This window comes from Labrenzia sp. CP4, from assembly GCF_001579905.1.
Taxonomy (GTDB): Bacteria; Pseudomonadota; Alphaproteobacteria; order Rhizobiales; family Stappiaceae; genus Roseibium; species Roseibium algicola.
The window spans coordinates 2,981,439-3,007,938 of the sequence record NZ_CP011927.1; the positions used below are offsets into that span (position 1 = coordinate 2,981,439).

Here is a 26,500-nt window from a genome sequence, read left to right on the forward strand (position 1 = left end):
ATGCCCACGATTTGCCTGGTTGCAGGCGAAGAATCTGGTGACCAGCTCGGGTCGGAATTGATGAAGGCGCTCAACGAACGGTTGGGCGTGGGTGTTCGTTACTGCGGTGTCGGCGGCGAAAGGATGATGTCTCTGGGCCTCAAAAGCTTCTTTGACATGTCTGATGTTTCCGTCATGGGGTTGACGGCAGTCCTCGCCAGATTGCCGTTGATCATCAGGCGGGTCTACCAGACCGTGGATGCCGTGGTTGCGGCCAATCCGGATATTCTGGTTATTATCGACAGTCCGGACTTCACGCATAACGTTGCCAAGCGCGTGCGCAAGCGCGCGCCGCACATACCCATCGTCGGTTATGTTTCGCCTTCTGTCTGGGCCTGGCGTCCAGGCCGAGCCCGCAAGATGAGCGTCTACGTCGACGACCTTCTGGCCTTGTTGCCGTTTGAACCTGATGTGCACCGCAAGCTCGGTGGCCCGCGCACCCATTACGTCGGCCATCCCTTGAGTGAAATCGCATCCGAACTGCGCCCCTCGGTTGGCGAAAGAACGCCTGTAGAGGCAGACGAGAAGATCCTGCTTGTGCTGCCGGGGAGCCGGCGAAGCGAGATTGACAGGTTGCTAGGCGACTTCGCTAAGACCGTTGCGATCGTCAAAGAAAAGTTGCCCGGGCTCAAGGTTATTCTGCCGGCAGTCGCGCACCTTGAAGACAAGATCCGGCAGGATACGGCCCATTGGCCTGTTCCGGTCGAGATTGTGACCGGCCTGGACGCCAAGCGGGCGGCCTTCAGAAAGGCGCACGCAGCCTTGGCCGCGTCCGGCACTGTTTCACTTGAGTTGGCTCTATCAGGCGTTCCGATGGTCGTTGCCTACAAGGTCGACTGGTTTTTCAGACGGATGAAGGAACTCAACCGGGTCTTCAAATTCTCGAGCGTTGATTCCTTTGTCCTGCCAAATATCATCCTGGGAACAAAAGCCATCCCGGAGTTCCTTGATGAGGAAGTGCAGCCAAAGGTGCTGGCGAACCATCTCGTTGAGCTTCTGAACAGCGGTCCTGAACGCCAGCAACAGATCGAGCATCTGCAATGGCTTGATGATGTCATGCGATTGCCGGACGGGCATAGCCAGCGCGGGGCTGCGGCCGATGTCGTGCTTGCTGCTATGAAGACAGAATCCTGACGATGTCGTCGCCTCGCTCAAAAGCGGCGGGGAACAGTTTCACCACGTCTTCATAGCCGGGCAGCCGTTGATAGGCGAGTGCGGGTATTCCACTGTCATTCATCGTGCGGACGATTTTGCTGCAATCGCTGCGTCCGGTGCGTATCAGAAGAAAGTCACAACTGCCAGAAACCGGTTGGCATCGGGTCTCTTGCGCGATCCTGCGTCCAGTGTCGTCGTGCATGCTTGCGAGACGGGCTGCCATGCGCCGGAGCTCATCGTATTTGCCGAACAAGCGTATCGCCATGGCGGCTTGAATGGCACTTATCATACTGCTCACGCGCGACTGGAGGAACTCCACAGCAGTCGTCTCGCTACAAAGCATATAGCCAAGTCCAAGACCCGCGAGACCGCTCTTTGAGGGCCGCGCAAAAGAACCAGGTTGGGATGCTTCTTCAAAAAGGCGAGGCAGTGTTCTGGGGCTTTTGAGAAAAGCACGTAAGCCTCGTCCAGGAGCACCAGTCCTTCTCTGGCACTCACCAGGTCCTCCAGTTCGCAGGGTGAAAGATCCTGCGTGGTTGGATTGTTCGGGGCACTTAGCAGGATAGTGTGATGCGAAGGAGATTTCCTGATCAGCTCGTCCAGTGTCGGGAACTTCTCCTGTGCGATACCGAGTTTCATCAAGGTCTTGTCGAACAGGAAGAAATCCTTGTTCAAGGTCGCCACTGGATGGTTCTCGGATCGGGTGATGAGAACCTGCTCCAGGAGCTGGATAATACTGTGGCCGAAGACAGCCGAGACACCATCCGAAAGTCCCAAAGCAGTGCGCGCTGCTCTCTCGGTTTTTTCCTGAAGGTCCGTTTCAATCCCGGCCAGTACGCCCGCGCTGGCAGCTTCGCCAATCTGGGCCGTTATTGCATGAATGTCAGCTTCGAAGGTTTTGGGCCACCTGAAAAGGTCCCTGGCGCTCCTTCAGAAGATGATTCAGCCTGAAAGGGGCAGCAGTTCTCGGGTATTTGAGACGGTTACTGGCCGGGCAAAACTGGTTCATGGTGCAGATATTGTCCGAAGACCGCTTCGCAGTCCTTGAAGTATTTTCGCGTGAAGAGGATGTGGGTGTGCCAGAAGATATCGACGACGTGGGTAGGTTGCAGGTGCACACTCGTGTCGGCGCCACATTGCATCTGGTCTCTGGCAGATTTGAGGAACGATCTGTAGGCCTCTTCAACCTTGCGGGCCGAGGAGATTGGAAGCTCCGATGAATCGGTGCAGGCCAGACAAACAAAAACCGGGTGCAGTTCGCCCCCGGTTCTTCCAAGTCTCGTGGGATTAGGTTGCTTCGTTCAGGCGTTGGCTACGTTGTCCAGGAAATGCCCGACTTCATTCTTCAGAATATCGGTTTTCTGCGACAATTCGCTTGAAGCGCCGAGAACCAGATTGGCGTTCTGACTGGTCTGGGCGACTGCCTGCGATAGATCCGACATGTTGGTCTTTACGGAACCTGTGCCCTCGGCAGCCCGCTGAACGTTGACCGAGATTTCGCTCGTTGCAGCACCTTGCTGTTCGACTGCCGCTGCAATGGTTGAGGTGTATTCGTTGACCTCTTCCATAGTCTGTGTGATCGCCTCAATTGCGACAACGGCGTCCTTGGTTGCGTTCTGGATTTCGGAGATCTGCGAGCTGATTTCCTCAGTGGCCTTGGACGTCTGGGTTGCCAGTTCCTTTACTTCGGCGGCAACGACTGCAAAACCCTTGCCGGCCTCGCCGGCGCGTGCAGCTTCGATCGTTGCATTGAGGGCCAGGAGATTGGTCTGCTCTGCAATCGCCTGGATCAGGTTGACGACTTCGCCGATCTTGGTGGCTGCTGTCGAAAGGCTTTGAACCTTTTCGTTGGTAACCTGCGTGCCTTCGGTTGCCCGGTCGACAACCTGCGTGGTCTGGTTCACCTGACGGGAGATTTCCTGAATAGAAGCGGCAAGCTCTTCTGCGGCGCTCGCAACCGTCTGAACGTTCTGTGTCGCTTCGTCGGTTACACCATAGGTGCTATCGGCAAGGCTGGAGTTCTGGCTGGCGATAGCGCTGAGATCCTGAGCGGTGCCATCAAGTGTCTGTGCCGTTTCTGCAACGGAGCCCAGGACTTCTGTCGCTTTCTCTCGGAAACCGGAAATCAGCGCCTCAATGCGGGCTTGCCGCTCTGCACGCAGGTGCTGGTCTTGCTCTGTTTCCGACTGCAGGCGCAGACGCTCAACAGCGTTGTCGCGGAAGACCTGCATGGTTCGGCTCATGTCGCCAATCTCGTCACCGCGCCCGATACCGTCGATCTCGACATCCGTGTCACCTTCCGCCAGGCGGGACATTGTTTCGGTGGTCCGGCGGAGAGGGCGTGTTACCGCGAAGTTGAGTGCGATAGCCATCCCAACGCCGGCCAGGATGGCTGTCAGAAGGGCGAGGCTGATAACGCCAAGTGCGCTGGTGCTGGAGGCTTGTGCAGCAGTGCTCTGATTGGTGGAGATGGTGGTGATTTGCGTTTGCACTGTCTGAGACAGTTCCGTCATGGTGTCGATCTGTTCGGCGAGCTGGAGCTGGTTTGAAGCCAGTTCGGAAAAACTCGCAGCGAAGCTGTCGATAGAGCTCTTCACAGCCGGGACGATGTCGGCGATCGCTGGGAAGTCCTTTGCGCTCGATTCGAGCCGGGACGCCAGTTTGTCGAGGCCCTCGATACCGGTCGTCACGGTCTGCTGAGACGTGTCGCTCGGCGACAGCATGAAGTAGAACGCGGCGGCCTTTACTGCGTTTGCGTCTGCCTCGATCTGCATAACCGTGTCCGCGACGCTGTCGACGACATAGAAACGCTGGTTGATCTGGTCAGCCTGTGCATAGACATTGTCGATGGCCACATTTGCCTGTGACCGGATTTCCTTCACATCGGAAACAAGCTGCTCGAACCCCGCCTTGGCGGCATCTGTCAGGTCGAAGATCGCGATGTAGTCCTTCGTCTCGGTCAGTTTGCCGAGTGTCTGCTCCAGTTCGGCCGTTTTGGCAGCAAGCTGCTGGAACTTGCCCGGGTCGACGCCGTCAAAACTGTTTGCTGCCATCTGCTTGGCAGAAGGAACAAGCAGGGCAACCCGATCCTTGATGTCTGAAAGCTGCTTGGCGTTGTTGGCTGCAGCGTTGAAAAGATTTTGAAGGGTAAGCGCCTCTTCCTGGAAACCGGCGGCAGCCTGGCCCACCTTGTTGGCGAGCACCAGCGTCTTGCGTGCGTTTGTCTCGTCCTGGCTGACGCCGTCTCGTGCCATCAGGGCCTTGCCGAGAATCTCCGAAGAGATCTTCTCAAGATTTTGCACAGCGCCATCAAGTTGCTGTTGCTTTGCGGTCTGTGTCTGCGTCAGGCCGACGACCTCTTCGAAAGCCTCACGGAATTGCTTTACAGCAGTAGCTGCTTCAGCGACGGGAACCTGAGCTTCGGGATCAGCCTTGAGCTGGTTCTGGAGCGTTTCAAGTTCGGCACTCAACACACCGATGTCGGAGATTGTCGCCTCAGCTGTCTGAAGGTCCTGTGAGGACAGGAAGCTTTCCTTCTTGCTTGCCAGGTTTTGCAACTGTGCAATGGCGGAAGTTGACTGTTTCGCAACCTCCATACGCTCCGAGAGGGTCAAGACGCTGTATGCGCCAACACCACCTACAATGCCCGTAAGGGCAACAACGGCAGCAAAGCTACCGCCGACTTTTACCCCAAACTTCAAGTCAGAAGCGAACTTCAGGAAACTCATGTTAACCCCTCGAAACCCCAGCGTGTTCAATGCGCGCTATTTGTTTGAAAGGGTAAGCAAAGATTCCTTATTATTCGTGAAAGTTCTCTACTACGGGAATTTAGGGTGTAATTATAACGATTAATTCTTTATCTCATATGTAAATGAGGAAAATTAGAGAAATATCATTTCGAGTTTTAAGTGCGTGTTTTTAACTTTTTTTGCTTCAGTTTATTTTTCGGAAAATATTCGATATTTTCTATTCTCTTGAGTAATGGTAGGTGAATGCTTTTTTTCTTGCCTCGATTGAACGGGAAAAATATTTCTTGGATTTGTTTTGTTTCCGCTGGGTCACAAAATAAAGAAGACGCCCGGCAATAAAGCCGAGCGTCTTCCGTTTTGATATGCATTCAGCTGAAATGCTGCTGCAAATTCCAGGCGTTTGTCGGTGTGCGGCCTTAGCGGCGCTGGTCGATCGGCGTGTAGTCGCGCAGTTTCTCACCAGTGTAGAGCTGGCGCGGACGGCCGATGCGCTGGGACGGATCTTCCACCATTTCCTTCCACTGGGCGATCCAGCCGACGGTACGGGCCAGAGCGAACAGAACGGTAAACATCGTGGTCGGGAAGCCAAGCGCGCGCAGCGTGATGCCGGAATAGAAGTCGATATTCGGGTACAGCTTCTTCTCGACGAAATATTCGTCGTTGAGCGCGATTTTTTCGAGCTCCATGGCAACGTCCAGCAGCGGATCGTCCTTGATGCCAAGCTCGCCGAGAACTTCGTGCGTGGTCTTCTGCATGATGCGCGCACGCGGGTCGTAGTTCTTGTAGACGCGGTGACCAAAGCCCATCAGACGGAATGGATCGTTCTTGTCCTTGGCACGAGCGACATATTCCGGAATGCGGTCCACGGAGCCGATTTCCGACAGCATGTTGAGCGCTGCTTCGTTGGCACCGCCGTGTGCCGGCCCCCAGAGGCAAGCGATACCGGCTGCGATACAGGCAAACGGATTTGCACCCGAAGAACCTGCCAGACGAACCGTGGAGGTCGATGCATTCTGCTCATGGTCGGCGTGAAGAATGAAGATGCGATCCATGGCGCGGGCCAGAACCGGGTTCACCTTGTATTCCTCGCAAGGGACCGCAAAGCACATGTGCAGGAAGTTTGCCGCATAGCTCAGGTCGTTGCGCGGATAAACGAATGGCTGACCAACGTGGTACTTGTAAGCCATTGCGGCGATGGTCGGCATCTTCGCGATCATGCGCAGGGAGGCAACCATGCGCTGGTGCGGATCAGTGATGTCGGTCGAGTCGTGATAGAAAGCGGACAGCGCCCCAACCGTGCCGACCATGACTGCCATCGGGTGGGCGTCGCGACGGAAGCCGGAGAAGAACCGGTTCATCTGTTCGTGGATCATTGTGTGGTAGGTCACACGATTGACGAAGTCGTCCTTCTGGGTCTTCGTCGGCAGTTCGCCGTAGAGCAGAAGATAGCAGGACTCCAGGAAGTCGCCGTGGTCCGCGAGCTGCTCGATCGGGTACCCGCGGTAGAGCAGGGTGCCTTCGTCACCATCAATATAGGTGATCTTGGACTCGCAGGAGGCGGTGGAGGTGAAGCCCGGGTCGTAGGTGAACATGCCCGTGTCCTTGTACAAGGACGAGATGTTCACAACCGACGGTCCGATGGATCCGTCAAGAACGTCGAATGCGTGGTCGTTACCACCGACATTGAGCTTGGCGTTGTTGTCGGCCATTCAGAAACCCCTTTACGTTAAACGGATGTGCTGTCCTGGTTTGACCCTTCTGGCGATGGGTCCCGTTTCCGGTTGCCGGACCAGCACTGGAGACTTTTTCGCGTCTTGCGTAGCCCATTTACTGCACTGCCGCAAGCTGGCCGATATAACGCTTTGGTCAAAGACGGATTTCGCCAACCAGAGTGACTGCCGGAAGCTTGGCTTTTGCCTAAAAATGCATCCGGCAGTGCTTTGTCTCAGGCTGCCTGATCCTGAATTCTGGCAAGGGATTCTTCCCGGCCAAGAGCGATCAGGACGTCATAAATGCCGGGTGACGTGCCTCGGCCCGTCAGCGCGGCCCGTAGCGGCTGCGCCACCTTGCCCAGTTTCAATTCCTTGTCTTCCGCGTAGGCCTTTACAGCAGTTTCCAGCGGGTCCGCGCTCCAGTCAGAAGCGCTGGAAAGAACATCGTGAAGATCCTTCAGGATCGCCCGGGCGTCGTCGTCCAGGATCTTCTGGGCCTTTTCGTCGGTGTCGAGCGGGCGCTGACGCCACAGATAGGAGGCGCTTTCCGTCAGTTCGACCAGGGTCTTGGCCCGTTCCTTCAGTCCGGGAAGTGCAGCAAGCGTGGTGTTCTCGTTGTCACCATCCGCAAGCCAGGCGAGAATCTGGTCGCCGCCTTCGGCGTGTGCGAGATAGACCTTCCAATGGTTCAGCAATTCGCCGTCATCGGTCGCGCGCATGTAATGACCGTTGAGGTTCTCAAGTTTCTTGAAATCGAAACGCGCAGCCGACTGGCCGACAGCGTCGAAACCGAACCACTTGATCATGTCTTCGAGCGAAATGATTTCCTCGTCACCATGGCTCCAGCCGAGACGTGCCAAATAATTCCGCATGGCCTGCGGCAGATAGCCCATCTCGCGATAGGCTTCGGCGCCGGTCGCACCGTGACGTTTGGAAAGTTTTGCGCCGTCCGGCCCGTGAATGAGCGGAATATGCGCCATCGCCGGCACATCCCATCCCAGAGCCTTGAAAATGAGCGTCTGGCGGGCTGCATTCGTCAAGTGGTCGACGCCGCGGATGATGTGTGTGATGCCCATGTCGTGATCGTCCACCACAACGGCGTGCATGTAAGTCGGCGTCCCGTCGGAGCGCATCAGTACGAAGTCATCAAGGTCCTTGTTCGGGATCACGACGCGACCCTGAACGAGATCGTCGACCACCGTCTCGCCTTCCTGAGGGGCCTTGATGCGGATGACCGGGTCAACGCCGGCCGGGGCTTCGGACGCGTCTCGCTCGCGCCATGTCCCGTCATAGCGGGGCGGCTTGCCCTCGGCGCGGGCTTTCTCGCGCATGGCGTCGAGCTCTTCCGGGGTGCAGTAACAGCGATAGGCCGTGCCGTTGGCCAGCATTTCCTCGACCACTTCCTTGTGGCGCTCAACACGGGAAAACTGGGAGATCGGGTCTCCGTCCCAGTCGAGCCCAAGCCAGGACAGGCCGTCAATCAATGCGTCCACCGCTTCCTGTGTGGAGCGAGCCCGATCCGTATCTTCGATCCGCAGCAGCATCTTGCCGCCGTGATGACGCGCGAAGAGCCAGTTGAAGAGCGCGGTGCGGGCGCCGCCGATATGCAGGAACCCCGTCGGGGACGGGGCGAAGCGCGTGACGATGTTCTGTGCCATGGTGCTTTATGAAAGTCTCTGTCAGTATGACGGCGCGGAGCGCGCCGGATTGGTGGCGCGGTCTTAGCACAGGCTTTGGCGAGGCTAAATAGGGGCTCCGGCCATTTCTTGGACCAAAACGAGGAGCTGAAGTGACGTCACGGTCCGGTCCGCTCGATATTTCTGCCGGCCGGTCGCAAACGGCAACCCTTGATGTTGATCGCGAGGATTTATCACCTGCCGTGCTCAAGCCTGAAGTACTTGAGAAACGGCGTTCAAGGCTCGCGGGTGCTGGTCACACTTATTCCGCTCACAATGCGTCAGCAGATCGTCTTTGGGATTCGCAAGGGCTGTTGTGGTGTGCCTTCGCGTTTGCCGGGGGAATTGGTGTCTACGTTTCATTGCCTGAAGAACCTTCCTGGGTTCTGTTGGGGGTTCTGGTCGTGCTGGTAAGCGCGGTTCTCTGGCGTGTGAAGCGGCGCGGCACGGTGGCGGTTTCCGTCGTTCTCTTCCTGACATTCTTTGCCGGACTGGCAGCTTCCAGTCTTCGCACGGCATATGTTTCGGCGCCGCGCCTTGCCGAGCAGATGAACGCGGATCTTGTTGGCTACATAGAAGAGATTGACAGCGGGGCGGCCGGTCACCGGATCGTACTGGCCGTATCCTCGGTCAATGGGCGTCCTGTCGAGGAGGGCGAGTTCCCTGCTAAGGTGCGCTTGCGCGTTCCGGCAGGAAGCGACATTGACGTGGGGCGCACCGTGAGCGTCAGTGCGCGGTTGTTTCCCCCTGCAGGTCCCGTCTTTCCAGGAGGATACGATTATTCCTTCCGGGCCTTCTTTCAGCAGATAGGTGCGACGGGTTTCAGTTTCGGGTCCCCCGAGGTCATCGAGGCTGAGGACGTTGGAAATGAATTTCGCCCGGCCGTTGCCGTTGCCAAGCTTCGAATAGACCTTGCGGAACGCATCAGGGCCAATCTTTCGGAAGGACCGGAAACCGCACTGATCGTTGCTCTTCTGGTTGGAGACCGCAGCGGAATTACCGAAGAGCAGGAAGAGATTTTGCGGGCCGCCGGACTGGCTCACATTCTTGCAATTTCCGGACTGCATATGGCGCTCTTTGCCGGCGGCGCCTATGGCGCGGTCTTGCTGCTCTTTTCGTTGGTGCCGGTCCTGACGCTCAGGTGGCCGGTGCACAAATGGGCCGCGCTTTCAGCCCTTGGTGCTGCAGTTATTTATCTGCTTCTGTCCGGTGGTGCGGTTGCGACGCAACGATCGTTCCTGATGATTGCGATTGTCTTTGTCGGAATTCTGGTGGGGCGACGCGGCCTGACCCTGCGAAGCGTAGCGTTGGCTGGCCTCGTACTCTTGCTGATTGCTCCCGAGAGGTTGTTTTTTCCCGGCTTCCAGATGTCCTTCGCTGCCGTGATCTGCCTGGTCGCCGTATATGACCTGTGGCGGCAGCGAGATCGTTCCCTGTCATCTGGTGAAAGAGTGTCCGGATGGGGCGTGGCGACTTGTCTTTACCTCGGCAAGTGGGCTGCAGGGCTGTTCGTCACCGCATTGGTCGCAGGGCTGGCGACCGGCATTATAGGAGCTCATCACTTCAGCCGCATCGCACCCTATGGCCTTGTCGGCAACTTGCTGGGAATGCCGGTGTTTTCACTTGTTGTGATGCCGATGGGAGTACTTGCATTCGTTCTGATGCCATTCGGCCTTGCGGCTCTCCCTCTGGCTGTCATGTCTTTCGGAGTTTCACTTCTGTTGAAGGTCGCCTCCTTTACCGCAGCCCTTGATGCCGGCAGCGGAACTTCCGGAAGGCTCGACGGGGTTGCTGCATTGCTGTTGCTATCAGCATTGTTTGCCGGATTGTTGGTGCCTGGCAGAAAGCGTGTGCTCGCAGGAGTGCCTCTTGTCGCAGGAATATTGATTGTTCTCACCAGCCGGCCTCCGGATATCCAGATTGCTGCAAGCGGCTCTCGAATAGCTGCCCGCGATGAAACGGGAATTTTGCGCTACGCAGCAAGGGGGAGATCGTTTGCAAGTGATCTCTGGCTGCAGTCGGAAGGAGTGAGGAGTGATGCGATCTTGTCGCGCAAGATGAAATCACCTCAAAGAAATTGCGATGACGACGGTTGTGTCATCAGGGCCTACGTCGATTCAGAGGACGCAGAACGGCTGGATGGCAAGCGATCCTTTCTTGCAATCGCGCAGCCAAAGACATTTGAAGCGTTTCAGCTGGATTGCCGATATGCCGATTTGGTCGTGACCGATCTTGTCGCCCCGGAGAGCTGCGGTGCAGCCCTCGTCCTGGATCGCGGTACGCGCACCGAACGTGGTGCCGTCTCCATCTGGCTATCGCCCGGTGATTTCAGCGAGGCCGCAAATGCTACGAGCGGTGCCAGTGCACCGGGCCATCCGCCAAACGAAAATCTGAAAATCGAGAAACTGAAGTTTGCCATCCCTGACCCACCGCGCCCCTGGCATCACCAGGGTACGGTAACGAGAGACAGCCTGCGTCTAGCCGAGCGCGCCTCGGTGGCCGAAGCGCGCGCAGAGGAGTGACTGGTCAATACTGACGAAACAGGGCAACGAGGCGGCCCTGAACACGAACGCGGCCGGGACCGAAGATCCTGGTTTCATAAGCCGGGTTGGCTGCTTCAAGAGCGATGGAAGCGCCTTTCTTGCGCAGCCTCTTCAAGGTGGCTTCTTCATCGTCCACAAGTGCAACCACGATGTCGCCACTGTCGGCGCTGTCGGTCCGGCGGATAAGCACGGTATCACCGTCCAGAATGCCCGCCTCAATCATGGAATCGCCACGAACCTCCAGAGCATAGTGCTCCCCGCGACCAAGCAGGTCCTGCGGCACTGTGATGGAATGGCTGTGTGTTTGAATGGCCTCGATGGGCACGCCGGCTGCAATGCGGCCCATGACGGGGATTTCGGTAACACTGGACACCGGCACCGGTGCAGCTTTTTCCGGCTCAGGTTTGCCGAGTGAGCCTTCAATGACTTCAGGTGAGAAGCTGCCTCTTGGCCGTGGAGCACCCAGGCCGGGTGCGATGGAGTCCGGAAGACGAACAACCTCCATGGCTCTGGCCCGGTTCGGCAGGCGCCGGATGAAGCCACGTTCTTCAAGCGCGGTGATCAGGCGGTGAATGCCAGACTTGGAGCGCAGGTCGAGCGCATCCTTCATTTCGTCGAAAGACGGCGGCACACCGGTTTCTTTCAGTCTTTCGTGAATGAACATGAGCAGTTCGTACTGCTTGCGCGTCAGCATGTAGGCGTCCCCTGACCGAGAAAACATCTGGTACAAATCAAGAACATGGTACCTGTTCTCATTGTGTTCTGCAAGGGTAAATGTTCTCTTACTGTTCTTGGCTTCGAACAAGTTGCCGTATTCAATCCGTCTCCGATATCGGATTTAGGTCATCCTTCGATCCGGTCAGGATCAGCAGTTCACAGGTGATCAAAGTCGGCGCGCCACCAGCGGTGAGAATGCCCCGATGCAGTCCACCTTCGAGATCAACGGCGCGGATTGGGACGCAAAGCTCTTGCTTCGGTTTCGCGCCAGCGTTTGCAGACAGGAGTATCTCGGAGATCAGACCTGTCATCGGCTGGGCATCGCGGAACGCTGCTCCGGCCAGACTGCCCAGTCCATAGACTTCGTAGGAGGGTGCTTTCAGCTCTTTTGCGAGTTCTTGGATGCTGTCCGTCAGGTCGGCAAACGGAGCGAGTGTGGTGATAAGCGCATTGTAGTCGGTTGTCCGTGACTGTTCGTCATCCTGTTGCACACGAAACAGCGTGAATTCGGTTTCCGGATCCAGCGATGCCACGAACGCTGCGCCTTGCAGGCCGTACCCTTTGATAGCCCCTTGATGCGCAACCTTCAGCGTATGCGGCAGTAAGTGGCCAAGGTGCTCGACTTCTTCCTCGTGCCAATAAGCGTGTACATGAGCGAACCATTCACCATCTCGTATCCCGAGAATGGCAACTGCGGACTTCAGCGTTGCGCCTTTCGAAGAGTGCGTGTCGCTGTACCAGGCTGCATGTCGGTCATCGATTGCACAGGCAGGCATTACGAAGTCGAACGCTTCGAGCGTGAGCCCGGAAAGATCGAGAACGGCGGAGCTCAGTCCTTGGTGCGTGGCGAAGCGGCCCAGCGCCTCCAGCAAGGGAGTTTGCTCTGCCAGGGAGATTTCCAATGGTTTCGCCAGACATCTGGCATGGGGGAGCCGATTGATGGCAGAAGGGCCGGGATGACGAATGTCGGACAGAGACCTGGGGGCGGGCCGTCTCACAACAGGCCTTTCTCGGTCAAATGCTCCCGCACCAGTTTCTTGGTGATCTTGCCATAGGCACTTGTCGGCATTGCGGGAATGAAGAGATAACGTGCAGGCATCTTGTAACGGGCGATCTTGCCGTTCAGATAGTCGCTGAGTTCCTGAGGGTCGGGTGACTTGTCCGGGGCAGCCACACAAACGGCTAGGCCGACTTCGCCCCATTGCCTGTCCGGAATGCCGAGAATTGCGACCTCGGAAATATCCGGATGTGTAAGCAGCACTTCCTCGACTTCCTTCGGGTAGACGTTGGAGCCACCAGAAATGTACATGTCCGACGCTCGGCCTGTCAGAAAGAGGTAGCGCTGTTCATCCATGTGACCGATGTCTCCGGTGCGGAACCAGCCGTTCCGGAAAGACTTCTGGTTGGCGTCTTCGTCTTCCAGATAGCCAGCACAGACTGCCGAACCGATGACGCAGACTTCACCCGTTTCATTGGGGGGCAGATGATTGCCTTCCTCGTCCTGAATCGAAACCTCTATACCTGTGCGCTCCGTACCGCAGGTGCCGCTGCGTGTCTCAGGTCCATCCTCCAGAAAATGATCCTGTGGCCGCAGCACGGTGATGTTTCCGGTGACCTCGCCAAGTCCGTAGTATTGAACCAGAACCTGCCCCAATTTCTGGAGAGCCAGCTTCTGGTCCTCCCTGTACATGGGAGCCCCCGCATATATGACGTGACGAAGGCTCGAGTGATCGTACTGATCGACAGCAGGGTCTTCCACCAGGCGTTTGACGATAGTGGGAACGGTGAAGAGATTGCTGACCTTGTGTTTCTCGATCAACTCGAATGCAGTCGAAGGATTGAAGCCGCCTCCGGGCAGGAGAACATGTGTGGAACCAACTGATAGCTGGGCAATCAGTTGCAACCCTGCACCGTGTGACAATGGAGCTATGACCAGCGACGCATCGCGCTCCGTCGTCCCGGGCAACAGGTCTGCCATGTAGTTGACGCAAACGAATCCGATCTGCCCGTGACTGAGGACAACCGCCTTCGGGCGGCCGGTTGAGCCTGAGGTGAAGAACAGCCAACAGGGATCGTTATAGTCCACTGCCTCGTTCTGCAGGACCTGTCCCTGGTAACGGGAGAGGAGATCCTCATAGCTTGTGCCAAAGTCGCTGGCTCCAATTGTAATGCATCCTGTCAGCTGATCTTGGGCGTTTCGCACTGCATCGGCCTGAGCACCAAAATCAGCGTCACACAGGAAAACCTTCGCCTTCGCTTTTACCGCAGCATAGGCCGTTTCGCCCGGAGCCTGTCTGAAATTGCAGGGAACCCAGATGGCTCCCAGACGAAATGCGGCCAACATGATCTCGATCATCTGATGCGAGTTCTGGGCCTGGACCAGCAAGCCGTCGCCCTTGGAAACGCCGAATTCCGATTGGAGACCCTTGGCAAGTGCGGAGACGCGCGAATCGATTTGCGACCAGCTCAAGGTGACCCCATCCTCGACAACTGCGGGACCAGAGGGCCACCGGGCAGCGTTCCTGGACAGAAAATGCGCAAGATTGGCCACGCGATTGGAACAGCGCTCCACCATCTAAGTTTGCCTCCCGACTACTGGTTTTTTCAGACGTTAGGTTGATGGCAGTCCGTTTGACAAGTTGAGATTGGCATTCAGGCCGTTCCGCTTTCTAGGTAAATCGTGCAAGTATGCCGCCGATCGGTTTCGACGTTTGCCTGAGGATTTCGAATGAGTGAGATGACGATTATTGATTGGGACGATGCCTATTCAAATGCTGCCTATATTCCGGGCGCTGACGATTTCATCGTGCGCTGGGCGCAGGAAGCGGAAACCTTCCGGAAAAGCTGGGTCGAAAAGGATCTGGATGTCGTTTACGGGGAAGGGGATCGTCAGCGGTTCGATGTGTTTCGGCCACAGAGGAAGTCCAAGGGGCTCGTCGTGTTCGTGCACGGGGGCTACTGGTTGAGATTCGATAAAAGTTCCTGGTCGCATTTTTCTAGCGGCTGCCTGGCAAGAGGCTGGACGGTATGCATGCCGTCGTATGATCTGGCTCCTGAGGCGCGGATCGCAGATATCACGCGGCAAATCTCTGTTGCGATTACAAAGGCGGCTGCTCGCGTCGGTGGCCCGATCCGTCTTGCCGGGCATTCCGCCGGTGGGCATCTGGTCACACGCATGATTTGCGAAGACAGCCGGTTGCCGAAAGACGTTCTGGATCGAATCGAGCGTGTTGTTTCCATTAGCGGTTTGCACGACCTTCGCCCGCTCAGAAACACGGTGATGAACAAGTCCTTCCAGATGAACGAAGACGATGCCATGGACGAAAGTGCGGCATTGATGGTGCCCGCCGTCGACTGTCCGGTTGTCGCCTGGGTCGGTGGAGCGGAGCGTCCGGAGTTTCTAAGGCAATCGAAACTCCTTGCGGATGCCTGGCCAATGGCCACCTACAAGGAGGATCCCGGCCGCCATCATTTCGATGTCATAGACGGTTTGAAGGATCCCGATAGTGAACTGACGGAAACCTTGCTGGCCCCTTGAGCCACTCACGAGGAGGCGCATATGCGTACTGAAAGCGACAGCATCGGCGAAATAGACGTGCCGGAGGACAAATACTGGGGGGCACAGACACAGCGCTCCTTGAAGTATTTTTCCATCGGTAGCGACCTGATGCCGATAGAGCTTGTCCACGCTTATGGCGTTTTGAAGAAGGCAGCGGCCCTTGCAAACGAAGAGCTGGGGTTGCTGGATGCAGATCTTGCTCGGTTGATTGTCCAGGCTGCCGACGAAGTTATTGATGGAAAACTTGACGACCATTTTCCGTTGCACGTCTGGATGACCGGCAGCGGAACACAAACCAACATGAACGTGAACGAAGTGATCTCCAATCGCGCCATTGCCCTTGCCGGTGGTGTGTTGGGGTCAAAAGATCCGGTTCATCCGAACGATCACGTGAACCTGTCTCAATCGTCCAATGACAGCTTTCCCGCAGCGATGCACATGGCCGCTGCACTCCAGGTGACGCATCGCCTTTTGCCCGGCGTGCAGATGCTCCACAAGAGCCTGCAAGACAAAGCCGACGCCTGGGACGACATCATAAAGATCGGCAGAACGCATATGCAGGACGCCACGCCTCTGACGCTTGGTCAGGAGTTTTCCGGTTATGCGGAAATGCTGCGTCAGGACATTGAGCGCATCAGTTTTGCCCTAAAGGATGTCTATGGACTTGCGCTGGGCGGAACCGCAGTTGGGACGGGAATCAACGCTCATTCCCTTTTTGCGGAGTTGTCTGCCACCCGGATCGCGGAACTGACGGACTTGCCGTTCTATACGGCTCCGAACAAGTTTGCGGTTCAGGGGGCGCATGATGCTCTTGTCATGTTGAGCGGAGCGTTGAAGACGCTTTCAGTGTCCTTGTTCAAGATCGCAAACGATATCCGCCTCTTGTCCTGCGGGCCCCGCTGCGGTTTCTTTGAGCTGAAAATTCCGGCAAACGAGCCCGGCTCCTCGATCATGCCAGGCAAGGTCAACCCGACGCAGTGCGAGGCACTGGCGATGGTTGCAGCACAGGTGATGGGCAATGACGTCGTCGTCGGGATAGGTGGCGCCAGTGGCTACCTGGAGATGAATGTCTACAAGCCGCTGATGATCAATGCGATCCTCCAGTCGGTAAAGATCATGGGCGACGGTTGCACCAACTTCTCCCTTTTCCTGGTGGAAGGCATGGAGCCGAACGAGAAGCGCATCAGGGAGTTTCTGGATCAATCCCTGATGCTGGTGACTGCGCTAAGTCCGGTGATCGGATATGACAAGGCCAGTCATGCCGCACACCATGCGTTCGAGCATGATCTGACCTTGAAGCAGGCGTGCCTTGACCTTGAATTCGTCAGTGCGGAGGAATTCGACCGGGTTGTTGATCCGGCGAAGATGGTCCAGCCGTCGCTTTAGGTCGGCCGAAAGGTTCCCGATGAGCGCTTTCGTGATGCGCTGGGCAATTCGGCGTACGACTACAAGAGACCCCTTTGCGCGAGATTGCGCATGAGGGAGCTTATGCCGAATGTCCATTCCGGACATTCGGTCGAAAGCCGGACCGTGTTGCTCAATCGACCGAGGCCCGGACTTTCGATTGTAACGACGTCGCCCAGTTTGTGAGTGAAACCTTCTCCGGCAACGTCCCGGTCCTGCGTCGGTGCGAAGAGGGTACCGAGAAACAGCATGATCCCGTCGGGATACTGATGATGACGGCCCAGGGTTTGCCGGACCAGATCCAAAGGATCTCGACTGATTTCCTTCATCGAAGATCTTCCCTTCAGGATGAAGCCGTCCGTTCCCTCCACCGTCAGGTCCAGCTCTGCCAGTCGAACGTCATCCAATGAATATCCCTGGTCGAATAGTCGGATCATCGGTCCGATCGCACAGGATGCATTGTTGTCCTTTGCCTTGGACAAGAGCAGAGCCGAACGGCCCTCGACATCACGTAGATTGACATCGTTTCCTAGCGTCGCGCCAACAATCACACCCATTGAGGAGACTGTCAGAACCACTTCCGGCTCTGGGTTGTTCCAGCTGGACACCGGGTGCAGTCCGACGTCGGCTCCGGTGCCGACGGAGGAAAGAACCTGCGCCTTGGAAAAGACCTCGGCATCCGGGCCGATGCCGACTTCCAGGTATTGGCTCCAAAGGCCCTCGGAGATAAGCGCTTGTTTGACCTTGGCGGCTTCTTCGGATCCGGCTCGCAGGTTCCGCAGGCTGTCGCCGATGGTTGCACCTACCCGTGCCCGTATGGCTTCGGCCTTTTGAGGATCTCCTGCCGCTTTCTCCTCGATCACGCGTTCGACCATGGAATTTGCGAATGTCACGCCACATGCCTTCACTGCCTGTAAATCGCAGGGAGCCAGAAAATGCAGGTTGGCGAGATCGCTGCAGGTACCTGCCGCGATTTCATCCAGAGTGCCAAGATCTTCTCCTTTAGCTGCGGCAACATAGGCAGCCGGTTCCGTTAGTTCGCAAATATCCCGAACGGTGGGGGCCGCTGCGGACGTGATGTCGAAAACGCGGTTTTCGCGCAGCGTGACGACGGCGGGCCCCCTGACATCGGGTCGCCAGACACGGCCCAAAAATGTGCCGGAGGACAATTCAGTTTCTGAATAGAATTTCATGGCGTTCCCGGGTTGGCCGTTAGGCCATCATTGTTGGTTTTCCCTAGTCTGCTGGGAAAATTCTCAGTTGTCCAACAAATGTGGAAACGCAGGCGCCATTCCATAGGTGCGCTAGAGAGAGTGGGTATCTGGTCAGGAAATTACCGGTGTCTCTCTCTGTTTGCCGGACAGACCAACAGGTTTGCAGGCAACCAGGTCACTCCTGGAGGGTCGAAGCGACCAGCTTGTCCGCCATGGCCTTGTTTTGCACCAGCATGTCTTTCATGCGTCCACGTGCCAGTTCTGCGTCTCCGGAATCGATCGCTTCAGCAACGCCTACGTGATTGCGACGTGCAATCTTTTCTTCCGGAGGGGTTCGTTGTGAGGCGGCATAGGAAAAGAGCATGACCGCGTAGATCAGATTCTGGAGCTGGGAAAGCATCTGATTGCCACTGGCCTGCAGGATCGTGGCATGGAACATGTAGTCGGCGCCGATCATGCTTTCCTGACCATCCAGAGGATGGATGGCACGCGCGGCCGCAAGAATGGTGTCGCGTTGCTCCCGGCTTGCGTTGACGGCTGCCAGAGCGGCGGCCTCCGGCTCGAAAATCAGTCTGAGGTCGGTTGCTTCCGCATAAATTCTCGCAGTCTGCGGACTTCTTGGGTCATGCCAGCGAATGACGTCCGGATCGAGAAGGTTCCAGTCGTCAAAGGGGCAGACCCGAGACCCATATCTGCGTGCCGTTCGAACAAGCCCTTTGCCGCAAAGCACCTTGATGGCTTCTCGGACAACAGTTCGCGAAACACCGAGGCTGTCGACAAGTTCGTCCTCACGCGGAAGGATCGCGCCTGTCGGATATTCTCCCCGCGCAATCTTTCTACCGAGATGTTCGACCGTATCTTTGACTGCCCCCGTCGGCAGGGATGTAAGGACCTTGTCCGGAAGTTCGAAGAAATTACGCTTTTTATTATCCATTCAACAGACTCAGGCAGTCGGGTCTTTCCAATCGAACTTGATCGGCGAGACCGGCGTTGTGTCCTGCGCATGTTTTACAAGCGAATTTTATAAAATACTAGATTTAATGAGTTGCTACGACGTTTTGCAAAGCTAATACGTCGCTTCTGGAGTCTCTTTATGTCGCTGCTGTTTGAATTATTGACCATTCAGGCAAGGAAATGAATTCGCTGCTTTGAAATTTGTAGGACAATTACTCGGGACCTAGCCATCCAGAGCATAAAGCCTTTGTGCAAGTTTTCTGACGCCGGTGTTCTTGAAGTGCCGGATACTTGCAGGTGGAACTAAATAGACAACTCCGGCGGCCAGTCCGTCGCGCCAGCGCAGCTGCACTTCGGCAACGGTTTTGGGGACGGCATCGAAGACATAGAACTCTTCCGGCAGGTCGGTAACCTCGTTCAGCACGAGACGGACACCTCCATCGGAAATGTCCCTGATCGTGCAATCGCAAATAAATTCATTGTCCAGACTCGCAAGTTTCGCGGGGCGCAATCTTGTGCGTTGGCGCGGATGCAGGCGACGCTGAATTGCTGCGGCAATGGAGTCCCGTTTCGAAGACAGAAATGAAAACATGGCACAACCTCAGTTGTTGGGTCTTGATGGGGCAAGCGGTCCAGCTGGCCTTAACGGCTCTGGTCTGCTGGAACCGGGGAGTGCGGGCCGATAGCTGGGATCTCCCAGCGTAGAGGGGCGGTGTGTGACTGGTGATTGTGCGTTCCGGCAAAGGCGATATGCAAGATCATACAAACCGCGCCATCCAGCCGGTGTACTGCCAAGGTTGTCCAGCACTGCAAGTGCACCACCCGTCAATGCACCCCTGCGTGCTCCACTTGGGCCTTCCCAGGCGCCACCTGCAACGGCTCCTTCCATCGCGCCGTCGACGATCGGCATGTCCGATTGATCCGGGTTGATATGCGCATCTGCATAGGCTCTTGCGTAGGCATCGCAGTTCGTGGTCTGGGCTGAGGCTTCTGGAGCCAGGCAGGCAACTGAAGCAGCGATTGCAGCCTGCAGGAGCCCGGCCTTCGCGAGCTGGACACGGTGCATCGTGAAGGGGCGACATATGAATGGTTGGACCGAGGGTCTGGCTGCTTTCCTTGCGCAGGTCGGCGGCTGCAGACGTATCATACGCTTCTCCCTAATACCGAAAACTGAAAGGGCAGGGGCGCCCGCACCGGTAATGCATGCACACCGAAGATTGCGTGAAACTTGCGTCGCAGGCGTCCGGGAAGGAACCCTGCCAAATCATCACGGTCGAACAGTTTCGGGCAAGCTTGGCTGACTATCCCTTGGGGCAACCTGAGCTGATAGGAGGTCTTCTATGGAACCTGTGTTCCTGACCAAACTCGTTTCGAATAGCAATGACTGGCTGTCCGTCCGCCAGGCGACCATTGCCGAAAACATTGCCAACGCCAATACGCCAGGCTTCCGCTCAAAGGACCTGGAACCGTTCACAACCGTGATCAGCAAGACCCAGCTTGCCATGACCGCAACCCATGACGGCCATCTTGGTCAGACCATGGAAGCCGCGCGCAAGTCCGATGTCGAAAAGGCGGACAGCTGGACGGTCACGCATTCCGGTAACTCCGTCAGTCTGGAACAGGAACTCATGAAGGCAGGAGAGGTCGCGCGCGATCATTCGTTGAACGCCAGTATCGCGAAGTCCTTTCACCGCATGTACCTCTCCACAGTGAAATCCTAAAGGAAAACAATCATGTCTGATCCGCTTTCCGCAACCTTACAGATTTCCGGCGCCGGTCTCAGAGCGCAGTCGGAGCGGTTGAGAGTTGTGTCCGAAAACCTCGCCAACGCCCGCTCCACCGGTGAAGCCGCCGGCGATGATCCCTATCGGCGCAAGACCATTACGTTCGAAAGTGAATTCAACCGCGCCGTCCAGGCCAACCTGGTGTCCGTGAAGGACATCGGCAAGGACAAAGCCGAGTTCGCGGTGGAATACGACCCCGGCCATCCGGCGGCGGACGAGAACGGCTACGTCAAGATGCCGAATGTCAACACGCTGCTTGAACTGGCCGATATGCGTGAAACCAACCGTTCATACGAAGCCAATCTGAAAGTCATGACGCAGGCCCGCGAGATGGTCATGCGCAACATTGACCTGTTGAGGAACTGATCATGATCAATGAAATCTCCGCGCTGACATCGTCGACCGACGGCGTCCTGAAAGCAGCCTCCACCACCAGGTACACGGCGAGCACGCCGGATCTTGGCGGCACGGGCGCCGTGGGCGAATCCAGTTTCTCCGATGCGATGGCGAAAGTTTCGACCGATGCGATCGACAAGATCAAGCAAGGCGAAGCGGTATCGATTGCAGGTGTCGACGGACAGGCGTCGGTACAGCAGGTGGTCGAGGCCGTAATGGCTGCTGAATCGACCCTCCAGACCGCAATTGCCATCCGCGACAAGGTCGTGAGCGCTTATCAGGAAATCAGCCGCATGTCGATCTGATCGAAGGCTTGGCCTCGATAAGCGATTGTAATTACCAGGAGAAGATCCATGAAAGCCCTTGCTATCGCCGCGACCGGCATGAGCGCCCAGCAGACGAATGTCGAAGTGGTCGCCAACAACATCGCGAACATGAACACCACGTCCTTCAAACGTTCGCAGGCGGAATTCTCAGACCTGCTCTATCAGGCCGAGCGCCTGCAGGGCGTGCCGAACCGGGGAGGTGAAGATCCTGTACCGGAAGGTGCTCAGCTTGGTCTGGGCGTTCGTACCGCCGGGATCCGCAAACTCCATGCCCAAGGCTCGCTGACTAACACCGGCAACCAGTTCGATGTTGCGCTCGACGGGCGGGGATGGTTCGAAATTACCGGTCCTGATGACGAAACACTGTTTACCCGAGCCGGTTCGTTCAACAAGAATGCCGACGGCAGACTGGTGACCATTGACGGCTATGCCGTCGAACCGGCGATCATCATTCCGCAAGAAACCATTGAAGTTGTCGTCAATGAATCGGGTCAGGTCTATGCCAAGGTCGATGGCGAGATGACGCCTCGTGAACTTGGACAGCTGACGCTTTCCAATTTTGCCAACGATGTCGGTCTGGAACCAGTGGGTGGCAACCTTTTCCGTGAAACCGAGGCGTCTGGCACGCCTGTTACCGGTGTTGCGGGTGATCCGGGTTTCGGCGTGGTTCGCCAGGGGTATCTGGAAAGCTCCAACGTTGATCCGGTAAAGGAAATCACTGCCTTGATCAGCGCTCAGCGCGGCTATGAAATGAACTCCAAGGTCATGAAAGCCGCCGACGAGATGGCCGGTACCGTCACCAACGGCATTCGCTAACAGGGAGAAGGTGATGACGATCCGATCCCTTTTCCTGGTGCTGGTCATGATCTTCAGCACCGGGGCAGCGAAAGCAGCCGGAGGCATAGATCTGCCGGTTCCGCGCCAGACCATACCGGCTGGAACCGAAATCACTCACCAGGATCTGATCGAACGGTCGTTTCCAACGCGGACAGCGCAGCAATTCGCGGTGTCTACCAACAGGGGCCAACTGGTTGGCATGGTTGCACGGCGTACGTTGCTTCCAGGACAGCCGGTACCGATCAATTCGGTCGAAAAGCCGGTCCTTGTTCGTCGTGGTGAGCCGGCGCGACTGGTTTTCCGTGAGCAGGGGCTGGTGATCATCATGCAGGTGGAAGCTCTTCAGAACGGCGGAGCCGGCAACTTCGTACGCGTACGCAATGTCGATAGCGGTCTGGTTGTTTCCGGGCGGGTTCAAGAAGACGGCACCATACGTGTGGAGAACTGATTTTATGACCCGGTTACTCGTTTTTGTTCTGGCTGCACTGTTGGCCTTGCCGGTGTCGGCAATGTCCATGGTGCGGATCAAGGACATCGCCAGTCTGCAAGGGGTGCGCGACAACCAGCTTGTCGGCTATGGCCTCGTTATCGGTCTGAAAGGATCCGGCGACACGTTGCGCAATTCCCCATTCACGGAGCAATCGCTGCAATCGATGCTCGACAGTCTGGGGGTGAACGTACGCGATGCGCGGCTGCGGACGCGTAACGTAGCAGCCGTTGTCGTGACCGCCGAAATGCCGTCTTTCATCGGTCAGGGATCGACGATCGACGTAAGTGTGTCCTCGCTTGGCGATGCGACGTCACTTGCCGGGGGTACTCTCATCGCTACCCCTTTGCTGGGAGCTGACGGGCAAATCTACGCGGTTGCGCAGGGCCCCGTTGCAGTATCAGGTTTCTCGGAGCTGGGGCAGGCGGAAAGCCTGACCCAGGGGATACCGACTGTCGGTCGGGTTCCAAACGGTGGTCTCATCGAAAGAGATTTGCCGGCTAAATTTTCGCAAATACCTAACCTGGTTCTCGAACTTTCCAATCCGGATTTCCGCACCGCAGTGCGTATCGCCGATGCGATCAACCAGTTCACCAGGGAGCGATACGGCATCAAGGTGGCCAAGGAGCGCGACTATCGCACCGTGGTACTCACGCCTCCGCAAAACATCAGTGTCACGCGGTTCATCGCTGAAATCGAGGCTATTCGGGTGACGCCTGACCAGATTGCGAAGGTCGTGATCGATGAGCGAACAGGGACTGTGGTCATAGGCAAGGATGTGCAGATTTCGACCGTTGCGATTACCCATGGCAATCTGACGGTTCGTATATCGGAAGCACCCGAGGTTTCGCAGCCGTCGCCGTTTTCGCTGAATGGCCAGACAGTGGTTGTGCCACGAACATATGTCGATGCTCAGGAAAGCGGTGGTCAACTGGCTGTTGTCGGTGGAACGGACCTGCCCACGCTGGTACGAGGTCTCAACCGGATCGGTCTGCGACCAACTGGTATCATCGCCATCCTTCAGGCGATCAAGACAGCCGGCGCGCTGCAGGCGGAACTCGTGGTGCAATAAGTCAGACCTGGTCCTAACCCAACAGGGAAGCCAGCACTCATGTGGTCTGAACCCCTGAAGGGCGGGATGACGTCTCCTTCATGAGAGCAATTCTGAAACGCCGCTTTTTGAAGCGGCGTTTTTTTTGCGACAGCCTCACGCAAGCTCGATCTCCGATTGTGCGGTCAAAGAGGTTCTGCACAAGGGAAGGCCTTATGCCACGACATTTGGACCGCGGCCGCACATTCACGCTTCTGGTGCTTGCGGCAGTTTCGCTCACATTTGGCGGCCAGGCCATTGCCCAGGCGCCGCGTCAGAAGCCGCAGGCACGCGAAAGCGCGATTGCGCCCGTACCGCCACAGGACAGCGAGCTCTATTGCAAGAACATCGCCGAAGCGGCTTCGGATGCGCGCATCAAGTGGCAGACCTGGAAACTGATCAGCCTGGAGGCAAGTCTCCGGGACAGGATTGAAGAATTGCAGCGCAAAGAGCGCGAATTCGAAAAATGGGTCGAGCGGCGCGAAGACCTTCTCAACGAAGTCGAGGATCAGGTTGTCTCCATTATCGGGCGCATGCGTCCGGAAGCAGCTGCGGCGCAGCTGCAGACGACCGACGAGGAAGCCGCTGTTGGCGTTCTCCTGAAACTGAAGGCCCGTGTTGCCAGCAGCATTCTCGATGAGATGGAGCCTTCCCGTGCTGCCCAGCTAACCCAATCGATGATGGGCCTGACCCATCCCGAAATACAACGGAGTTTCTGATGCGCGCTTTTGTGATCTCCCTAGGAGCTGCGATGCTGACCGGCTGTGCCGGGCAGCTGGAAGACGTTGGTCGCGCACCGGAGATGTCTCCGGTCGGGTACGGCCTTGCCGTTCAACAGCCGGCAGCTTATCCGCTGAGCACTTTCGGGCAGGGCACGGTCAAGGACTACAACTCCTTGTGGGCCAGCGGTCGCGACAATTTCTTTGCAGACCCGCGTGCGAAGAAGGTCGGTGATGTGCTGACAGTAACCATCCAGATCAATGACCGCGCGAACATGGACAACAGTTCGGATCGCCGCCGCACTTCCGATATCGGTTGGGGTGGCACCATGGATTACGACTGGGATGGCATCGGGCATGGTGGCAGCGGCAATCTTGGCGTTGATTCCGGCTCCGGTTCCGCGGGTTCCGGCTCTATCGATCGGTCGGAAGAAATCCAGCTGTCCGTTGCCGCCGTCGTCACGGACCGGCTGCCGAATGGCAACCTGGTGATCTCCGGCTCGCAGGAAATGCGCGTCAACTTCGAGATGCGCATCCTGCAAATCGCCGGGATCGTACGTCCGCGGGACATTCAGGCCAACAACACCATTCCTTACGACAAGATTGCCGAAGCGCGGGTCTCCTATGGTGGCCGCGGCAGGATCACCGAGGTTCAGCAACCGGCCTGGGGGCAGCAGATCTACGACATCGTGACGCCCTTCTGAGCCCTTCCTGAAAGTACCGGAAAGACCCAAATGCCTAATATCATTGAAGTTCCTTTTGAGGGTGCGCGGGAAAATCAGCGCAGCTCCGGTTTCGTCGCGGCGTTGGTGCTCCTGACGCTGATTGGCGGTGGCGCTGGAGCGGGCCTTGCAAAATATGTTGCGGACTATACGGAAGAGGAAGTTCATGGCCGGCTTCGCCAGCAACAGAGCTTTACCGAAACGCTGCCGTTTTCGCCTTCGACACGCCTGCAGACGCTTGAACCGCTCGTGACAAATCTGGCATCGCCGCAAGACGCCTGGATCAGGTTGCAGGCGTCAATTCTTCTGGAAGACGATCCGGACGGTGATGTCGGTGTGCTCAAGAAAAAGGTCGAGGACGATTTTCTAGGCTACATGCGCACGCTTACGCTCTCTCATCTGGAAGGGGGGATCGGTTTGCAGCATCTTCGCGAAGATCTCACCGAGCGCGCTCAGACACGCACCAAAGGTCAGGTGAACGAAGTCATTCTGGAATCGGTGGTTATTCAATGAGCCGTCTTCTTGTTGCCGGCCTTGTACTGGTCGCGATGACGGGGGCTGCGGCTGCCCAGGTGCCGGATCTTTCTGCGTTGCTACCTGCAGGAGAGGGCAGTGCCAGCGGCCGCATCATCCAGATGATTGCACTCTTGACGGTGCTTTCTCTGGCTCCGGGCATCCTGATCATGGTGACGAGCTTCACCCGTTTCGTGATCGCTTTCTCGTTCCTGAGGTCCGGTATAGGTCTTCAAACAACACCGGGTAACCTGATCCTCATTTCGCTGGCCCTCTTCATGACTTTTTACGTCATGGCTCCAACTTTCGACAAAGCCTGGGAGCAGGGTGTTCAGCCTCTGATGAACAACGAGATCTCCGAGGAAGAGGCCTATGTGCGGATCACAACGCCCTTCCGGGACTTCATGCTCAGCCAGGTGCGCGAAGAAGATCTCGTTCTCTTTGATGATCTTGCGGCCGGCCGCGTGACAGAAAACGAAGCGGCCTCTGCAGAGGAAGTTGAACTGCGTGTCTTGATCCCGGCTTTCATGATTTCCGAGTTGCGCCGGGGTTTCGAAATCGGATTTTTGATCGCGTTGCCTTTTCTCGTGATCGATATGATCGTCGCAACGATCACCATGTCCATGGGTATGATGATGTTGCCACCAACAGTCATATCGTTGCCTTTCAAGGCGTTGTTCTTTGTTTTGATCGACGGATGGAACCTTCTGGTCGGTAGTCTTGTGCGATCATTCTTGTAACCGACGGGGGCGTCGGGGCGCAAAAGGGCGGGGCCGAAAGGCTCCGCTTTTTTGTTTTGGCGATAAGATCGCGCGCGACTATATCTTTTGGTCCAAGATTAGGCCTTGGAGAAATTCGAAAAAGATCAAATTGCCCGTATCGACGTAAGCTTCACGCAAGATTG

25 protein-coding genes are annotated in these 26,500 nt (G+C 56.8%); 15 read left to right on the forward strand and 10 right to left on the reverse strand.

Annotation, left to right across the window (positions count from 1 at the left end; translation table 11 throughout):
- Nucleotides 1–1,173 carry a lipid-A-disaccharide synthase gene (lpxB, locus tag ACP90_RS13880; protein ID WP_286145678.1) on the forward strand — a complete coding sequence of 391 codons (1,173 nt, stop codon included), beginning with the start codon at nt 1–3 and terminating at the stop codon, nt 1,171–1,173.
- A gap of 315 nt (nt 1,174–1,488) precedes the next feature.
- On the opposite strand, the gene ACP90_RS13890 is transcribed toward lpxB, so the two are convergent.
- Nucleotides 1,489–1,878, reverse strand: coding sequence for an aminotransferase class I/II-fold pyridoxal phosphate-dependent enzyme (locus ACP90_RS13890; protein ID WP_145915774.1), 390 nt, complete (start codon nt 1,876–1,878; stop codon nt 1,489–1,491).
- Between the two features lie 3 nt (nt 1,879–1,881).
- On the opposite strand from ACP90_RS13890, the gene ACP90_RS28245 reads away from it, so the two are divergent.
- Entirely contained in the window at nt 1,882–2,145 is a 264-nt protein-coding gene (locus ACP90_RS28245) for a hypothetical protein (protein WP_145915775.1), read from the forward strand.
- 350 nt (nt 2,146–2,495) lie between these two features.
- On the opposite strand, the gene ACP90_RS28010 is transcribed toward ACP90_RS28245, so the two are convergent.
- The 3 genes from ACP90_RS28010 to gltX all read right to left on the reverse strand — a co-directional run bounded on the left by ACP90_RS28010 (nt 2,496) and on the right by gltX (nt 8,313).
- On the reverse strand, nt 2,496–4,922 hold the full coding sequence (locus tag ACP90_RS28010; RefSeq protein WP_062488676.1) for a methyl-accepting chemotaxis protein: 2,427 nt from the start codon (nt 4,920–4,922) through the stop codon (nt 2,496–2,498).
- A gap of 437 nt (nt 4,923–5,359) precedes the next feature.
- Nucleotides 5,360–6,652, reverse strand: coding sequence for a citrate synthase (gene gltA / locus ACP90_RS13905; protein ID WP_022998477.1), 1,293 nt, complete (start codon nt 6,650–6,652; stop codon nt 5,360–5,362).
- A 236-nt stretch (nt 6,653–6,888) separates the two neighbouring features.
- Nucleotides 6,889–8,313 (reverse strand): glutamate--tRNA ligase, encoded by a 1,425-nt coding sequence (gene gltX, locus ACP90_RS13910; protein WP_062488677.1) that lies wholly within the window; start codon nt 8,311–8,313, stop codon nt 6,889–6,891.
- 131 nt (nt 8,314–8,444) lie between these two features.
- Here gltX and ACP90_RS13915 point away from each other — a divergent pair, with 131 nt between their 5' ends.
- Nucleotides 8,445–10,853 (forward strand): ComEC/Rec2 family competence protein, encoded by a 2,409-nt coding sequence (locus ACP90_RS13915; protein WP_082809739.1) that lies wholly within the window; start codon nt 8,445–8,447, stop codon nt 10,851–10,853.
- A gap of 4 nt (nt 10,854–10,857) precedes the next feature.
- Here ACP90_RS13915 and lexA read toward each other — a convergent pair whose 3' ends face one another.
- The 3 genes from lexA to ACP90_RS13930 all read right to left on the reverse strand — a co-directional run bounded on the left by lexA (nt 10,858) and on the right by ACP90_RS13930 (nt 14,166).
- Nucleotides 10,858–11,568, reverse strand: coding sequence for a transcriptional repressor LexA (gene lexA, locus ACP90_RS13920; protein ID WP_022998485.1), 711 nt, complete (start codon nt 11,566–11,568; stop codon nt 10,858–10,860).
- Between the two features lie 121 nt (nt 11,569–11,689).
- Nucleotides 11,690–12,493, reverse strand: a complete 804-nt coding sequence (locus ACP90_RS13925) for a hypothetical protein (protein WP_208993318.1) — start codon at nt 12,491–12,493, stop codon at nt 11,690–11,692.
- Nucleotides 12,494–12,585: 92 nt separating this feature from the next.
- Nucleotides 12,586–14,166, reverse strand: a complete 1,581-nt coding sequence (locus ACP90_RS13930; RefSeq protein WP_062488679.1) for an acyl-CoA synthetase — start codon at nt 14,164–14,166, stop codon at nt 12,586–12,588.
- 153 nt (nt 14,167–14,319) lie between these two features.
- Between ACP90_RS13930 and ACP90_RS13935 the strand changes: the two genes are divergently transcribed.
- Nucleotides 14,320–15,129 (forward strand): alpha/beta hydrolase, encoded by an 810-nt coding sequence (locus tag ACP90_RS13935; protein ID WP_088665231.1) that lies wholly within the window; start codon nt 14,320–14,322, stop codon nt 15,127–15,129.
- A gap of 21 nt (nt 15,130–15,150) precedes the next feature.
- A complete protein-coding gene (fumC, locus tag ACP90_RS13940) occupies nt 15,151–16,536 on the forward strand; it encodes a class II fumarate hydratase (RefSeq protein WP_062488680.1) in 1,386 nt (461 codons plus the stop codon).
- Nucleotides 16,537–16,595: 59 nt separating this feature from the next.
- Here the strand turns inward: fumC and ACP90_RS13945 are convergent, their stop codons facing one another.
- The 3 genes from ACP90_RS13945 to ACP90_RS28910 all read right to left on the reverse strand — a co-directional run bounded on the left by ACP90_RS13945 (nt 16,596) and on the right by ACP90_RS28910 (nt 19,146).
- Nucleotides 16,596–17,747 (reverse strand): fumarylacetoacetate hydrolase family protein, encoded by a 1,152-nt coding sequence (locus tag ACP90_RS13945; protein ID WP_062488681.1) that lies wholly within the window; start codon nt 17,745–17,747, stop codon nt 16,596–16,598.
- Nucleotides 17,748–17,943: 196 nt separating this feature from the next.
- The gene (locus ACP90_RS13950) at nt 17,944–18,702 is read right to left on the reverse strand and encodes an FCD domain-containing protein (RefSeq protein WP_022998491.1); all 759 of its coding nucleotides are present in this window, start codon (nt 18,700–18,702) and stop codon (nt 17,944–17,946) included.
- Nucleotides 18,703–18,945: 243 nt separating this feature from the next.
- Nucleotides 18,946–19,146 carry a hypothetical protein gene (locus ACP90_RS28910; protein WP_324252086.1) on the reverse strand — a complete coding sequence of 67 codons (201 nt, stop codon included), beginning with the start codon at nt 19,144–19,146 and terminating at the stop codon, nt 18,946–18,948.
- 916 nt (nt 19,147–20,062) lie between these two features.
- Here ACP90_RS28910 and flgB point away from each other — a divergent pair.
- The 10 genes from flgB to fliP all read left to right on the forward strand — a co-directional run bounded on the left by flgB (nt 20,063) and on the right by fliP (nt 26,336).
- A complete protein-coding gene (gene flgB, locus ACP90_RS13960; RefSeq protein ID WP_022998493.1) occupies nt 20,063–20,443 on the forward strand; it encodes a flagellar basal body rod protein FlgB in 381 nt (126 codons plus the stop codon).
- Nucleotides 20,444–20,455: 12 nt separating this feature from the next.
- The gene (gene flgC, locus ACP90_RS13965; protein ID WP_022998494.1) at nt 20,456–20,872 is read left to right on the forward strand and encodes a flagellar basal body rod protein FlgC; all 417 of its coding nucleotides are present in this window, start codon (nt 20,456–20,458) and stop codon (nt 20,870–20,872) included.
- A 2-nt stretch (nt 20,873–20,874) separates the two neighbouring features.
- Complete coding sequence (locus ACP90_RS13970) at nt 20,875–21,207, forward strand: flagellar hook-basal body complex protein FliE (RefSeq protein ID WP_062488682.1); 333 nt, start codon at nt 20,875–20,877, stop codon at nt 21,205–21,207.
- A gap of 48 nt (nt 21,208–21,255) precedes the next feature.
- Entirely contained in the window at nt 21,256–22,044 is a 789-nt protein-coding gene (gene flgG, locus ACP90_RS13975) for a flagellar basal-body rod protein FlgG (protein WP_022998496.1), read from the forward strand.
- A 13-nt stretch (nt 22,045–22,057) separates the two neighbouring features.
- Complete coding sequence (gene flgA, locus ACP90_RS13980; RefSeq protein ID WP_055654468.1) at nt 22,058–22,513, forward strand: flagellar basal body P-ring formation chaperone FlgA; 456 nt, start codon at nt 22,058–22,060, stop codon at nt 22,511–22,513.
- A 4-nt stretch (nt 22,514–22,517) separates the two neighbouring features.
- Complete coding sequence (gene flgI / locus ACP90_RS13985) at nt 22,518–23,624, forward strand: flagellar basal body P-ring protein FlgI (RefSeq protein WP_055654466.1); 1,107 nt, start codon at nt 22,518–22,520, stop codon at nt 23,622–23,624.
- A 194-nt stretch (nt 23,625–23,818) separates the two neighbouring features.
- Complete coding sequence (locus ACP90_RS13990) at nt 23,819–24,361, forward strand: MotE family protein (RefSeq protein ID WP_055654463.1); 543 nt, start codon at nt 23,819–23,821, stop codon at nt 24,359–24,361.
- Complete coding sequence (gene flgH / locus ACP90_RS13995; protein WP_022998500.1) at nt 24,361–25,065, forward strand: flagellar basal body L-ring protein FlgH; 705 nt, start codon at nt 24,361–24,363, stop codon at nt 25,063–25,065. Before ACP90_RS13990 ends, flgH begins: the two co-directional genes overlap by 1 nt.
- A gap of 30 nt (nt 25,066–25,095) precedes the next feature.
- A complete protein-coding gene (locus ACP90_RS14000) occupies nt 25,096–25,596 on the forward strand; it encodes a flagellar basal body-associated FliL family protein (RefSeq protein WP_055654461.1) in 501 nt (166 codons plus the stop codon).
- On the forward strand, nt 25,593–26,336 hold the full coding sequence (gene fliP, locus ACP90_RS14005; protein ID WP_022998502.1) for a flagellar type III secretion system pore protein FliP: 744 nt from the start codon (nt 25,593–25,595) through the stop codon (nt 26,334–26,336). The genes ACP90_RS14000 and fliP overlap by 4 nt, the downstream gene beginning before the upstream one ends.
- Nucleotides 26,337–26,500 lie beyond the last annotated feature (164 nt).

Bases quoted from the DNA above. Each gene is read 5' to 3' on its own strand.
- lpxB (WP_286145678.1), top strand. From the start codon at position 1: ATGCCCACGATTTGCCTGGTTGCAGGCGAAGAATCTGGTGACCAGCTC.
- ACP90_RS28245 (WP_145915775.1), top strand. From the start codon at position 1,882: ATGGTTCTCGGATCGGGTGATGAGAACCTGCTCCAGGAGCTGGATAAT.
- ACP90_RS28010 (WP_062488676.1), bottom strand. From the start codon at position 4,922: ATGAGTTTCCTGAAGTTCGCTTCTGACTTGAAGTTTGGGGTAAAAGTC.
- gltA (WP_022998477.1), bottom strand. From the start codon at position 6,652: ATGGCCGACAACAACGCCAAGCTCAATGTCGGTGGTAACGACCACGCA.
- gltX (WP_062488677.1), bottom strand. From the start codon at position 8,313: ATGGCACAGAACATCGTCACGCGCTTCGCCCCGTCCCCGACGGGGTTC.
- lexA (WP_022998485.1), bottom strand. From the start codon at position 11,568: ATGCTGACGCGCAAGCAGTACGAACTGCTCATGTTCATTCACGAAAGA.
- ACP90_RS13930 (WP_062488679.1), bottom strand. From the start codon at position 14,166: ATGGTGGAGCGCTGTTCCAATCGCGTGGCCAATCTTGCGCATTTTCTG.
- ACP90_RS13935 (WP_088665231.1), top strand. From the start codon at position 14,320: ATGAGTGAGATGACGATTATTGATTGGGACGATGCCTATTCAAATGCT.
- fumC (WP_062488680.1), top strand. From the start codon at position 15,151: ATGCGTACTGAAAGCGACAGCATCGGCGAAATAGACGTGCCGGAGGAC.
- ACP90_RS13945 (WP_062488681.1), bottom strand. From the start codon at position 17,747: ATGAAATTCTATTCAGAAACTGAATTGTCCTCCGGCACATTTTTGGGC.
- ACP90_RS13950 (WP_022998491.1), bottom strand. From the start codon at position 18,702: ATGGATAATAAAAAGCGTAATTTCTTCGAACTTCCGGACAAGGTCCTT.
- flgB (WP_022998493.1), top strand. From the start codon at position 20,063: ATGGAACCTGTGTTCCTGACCAAACTCGTTTCGAATAGCAATGACTGG.
- flgC (WP_022998494.1), top strand. From the start codon at position 20,456: ATGTCTGATCCGCTTTCCGCAACCTTACAGATTTCCGGCGCCGGTCTC.
- ACP90_RS13970 (WP_062488682.1), top strand. From the start codon at position 20,875: ATGATCAATGAAATCTCCGCGCTGACATCGTCGACCGACGGCGTCCTG.
- flgG (WP_022998496.1), top strand. From the start codon at position 21,256: ATGAAAGCCCTTGCTATCGCCGCGACCGGCATGAGCGCCCAGCAGACG.
- flgA (WP_055654468.1), top strand. From the start codon at position 22,058: ATGACGATCCGATCCCTTTTCCTGGTGCTGGTCATGATCTTCAGCACC.
- flgI (WP_055654466.1), top strand. From the start codon at position 22,518: ATGACCCGGTTACTCGTTTTTGTTCTGGCTGCACTGTTGGCCTTGCCG.
- ACP90_RS13990 (WP_055654463.1), top strand. From the start codon at position 23,819: ATGCCACGACATTTGGACCGCGGCCGCACATTCACGCTTCTGGTGCTT.
- flgH (WP_022998500.1), top strand. From the start codon at position 24,361: ATGCGCGCTTTTGTGATCTCCCTAGGAGCTGCGATGCTGACCGGCTGT.
- ACP90_RS14000 (WP_055654461.1), top strand. From the start codon at position 25,096: ATGCCTAATATCATTGAAGTTCCTTTTGAGGGTGCGCGGGAAAATCAG.
- fliP (WP_022998502.1), top strand. From the start codon at position 25,593: ATGAGCCGTCTTCTTGTTGCCGGCCTTGTACTGGTCGCGATGACGGGG.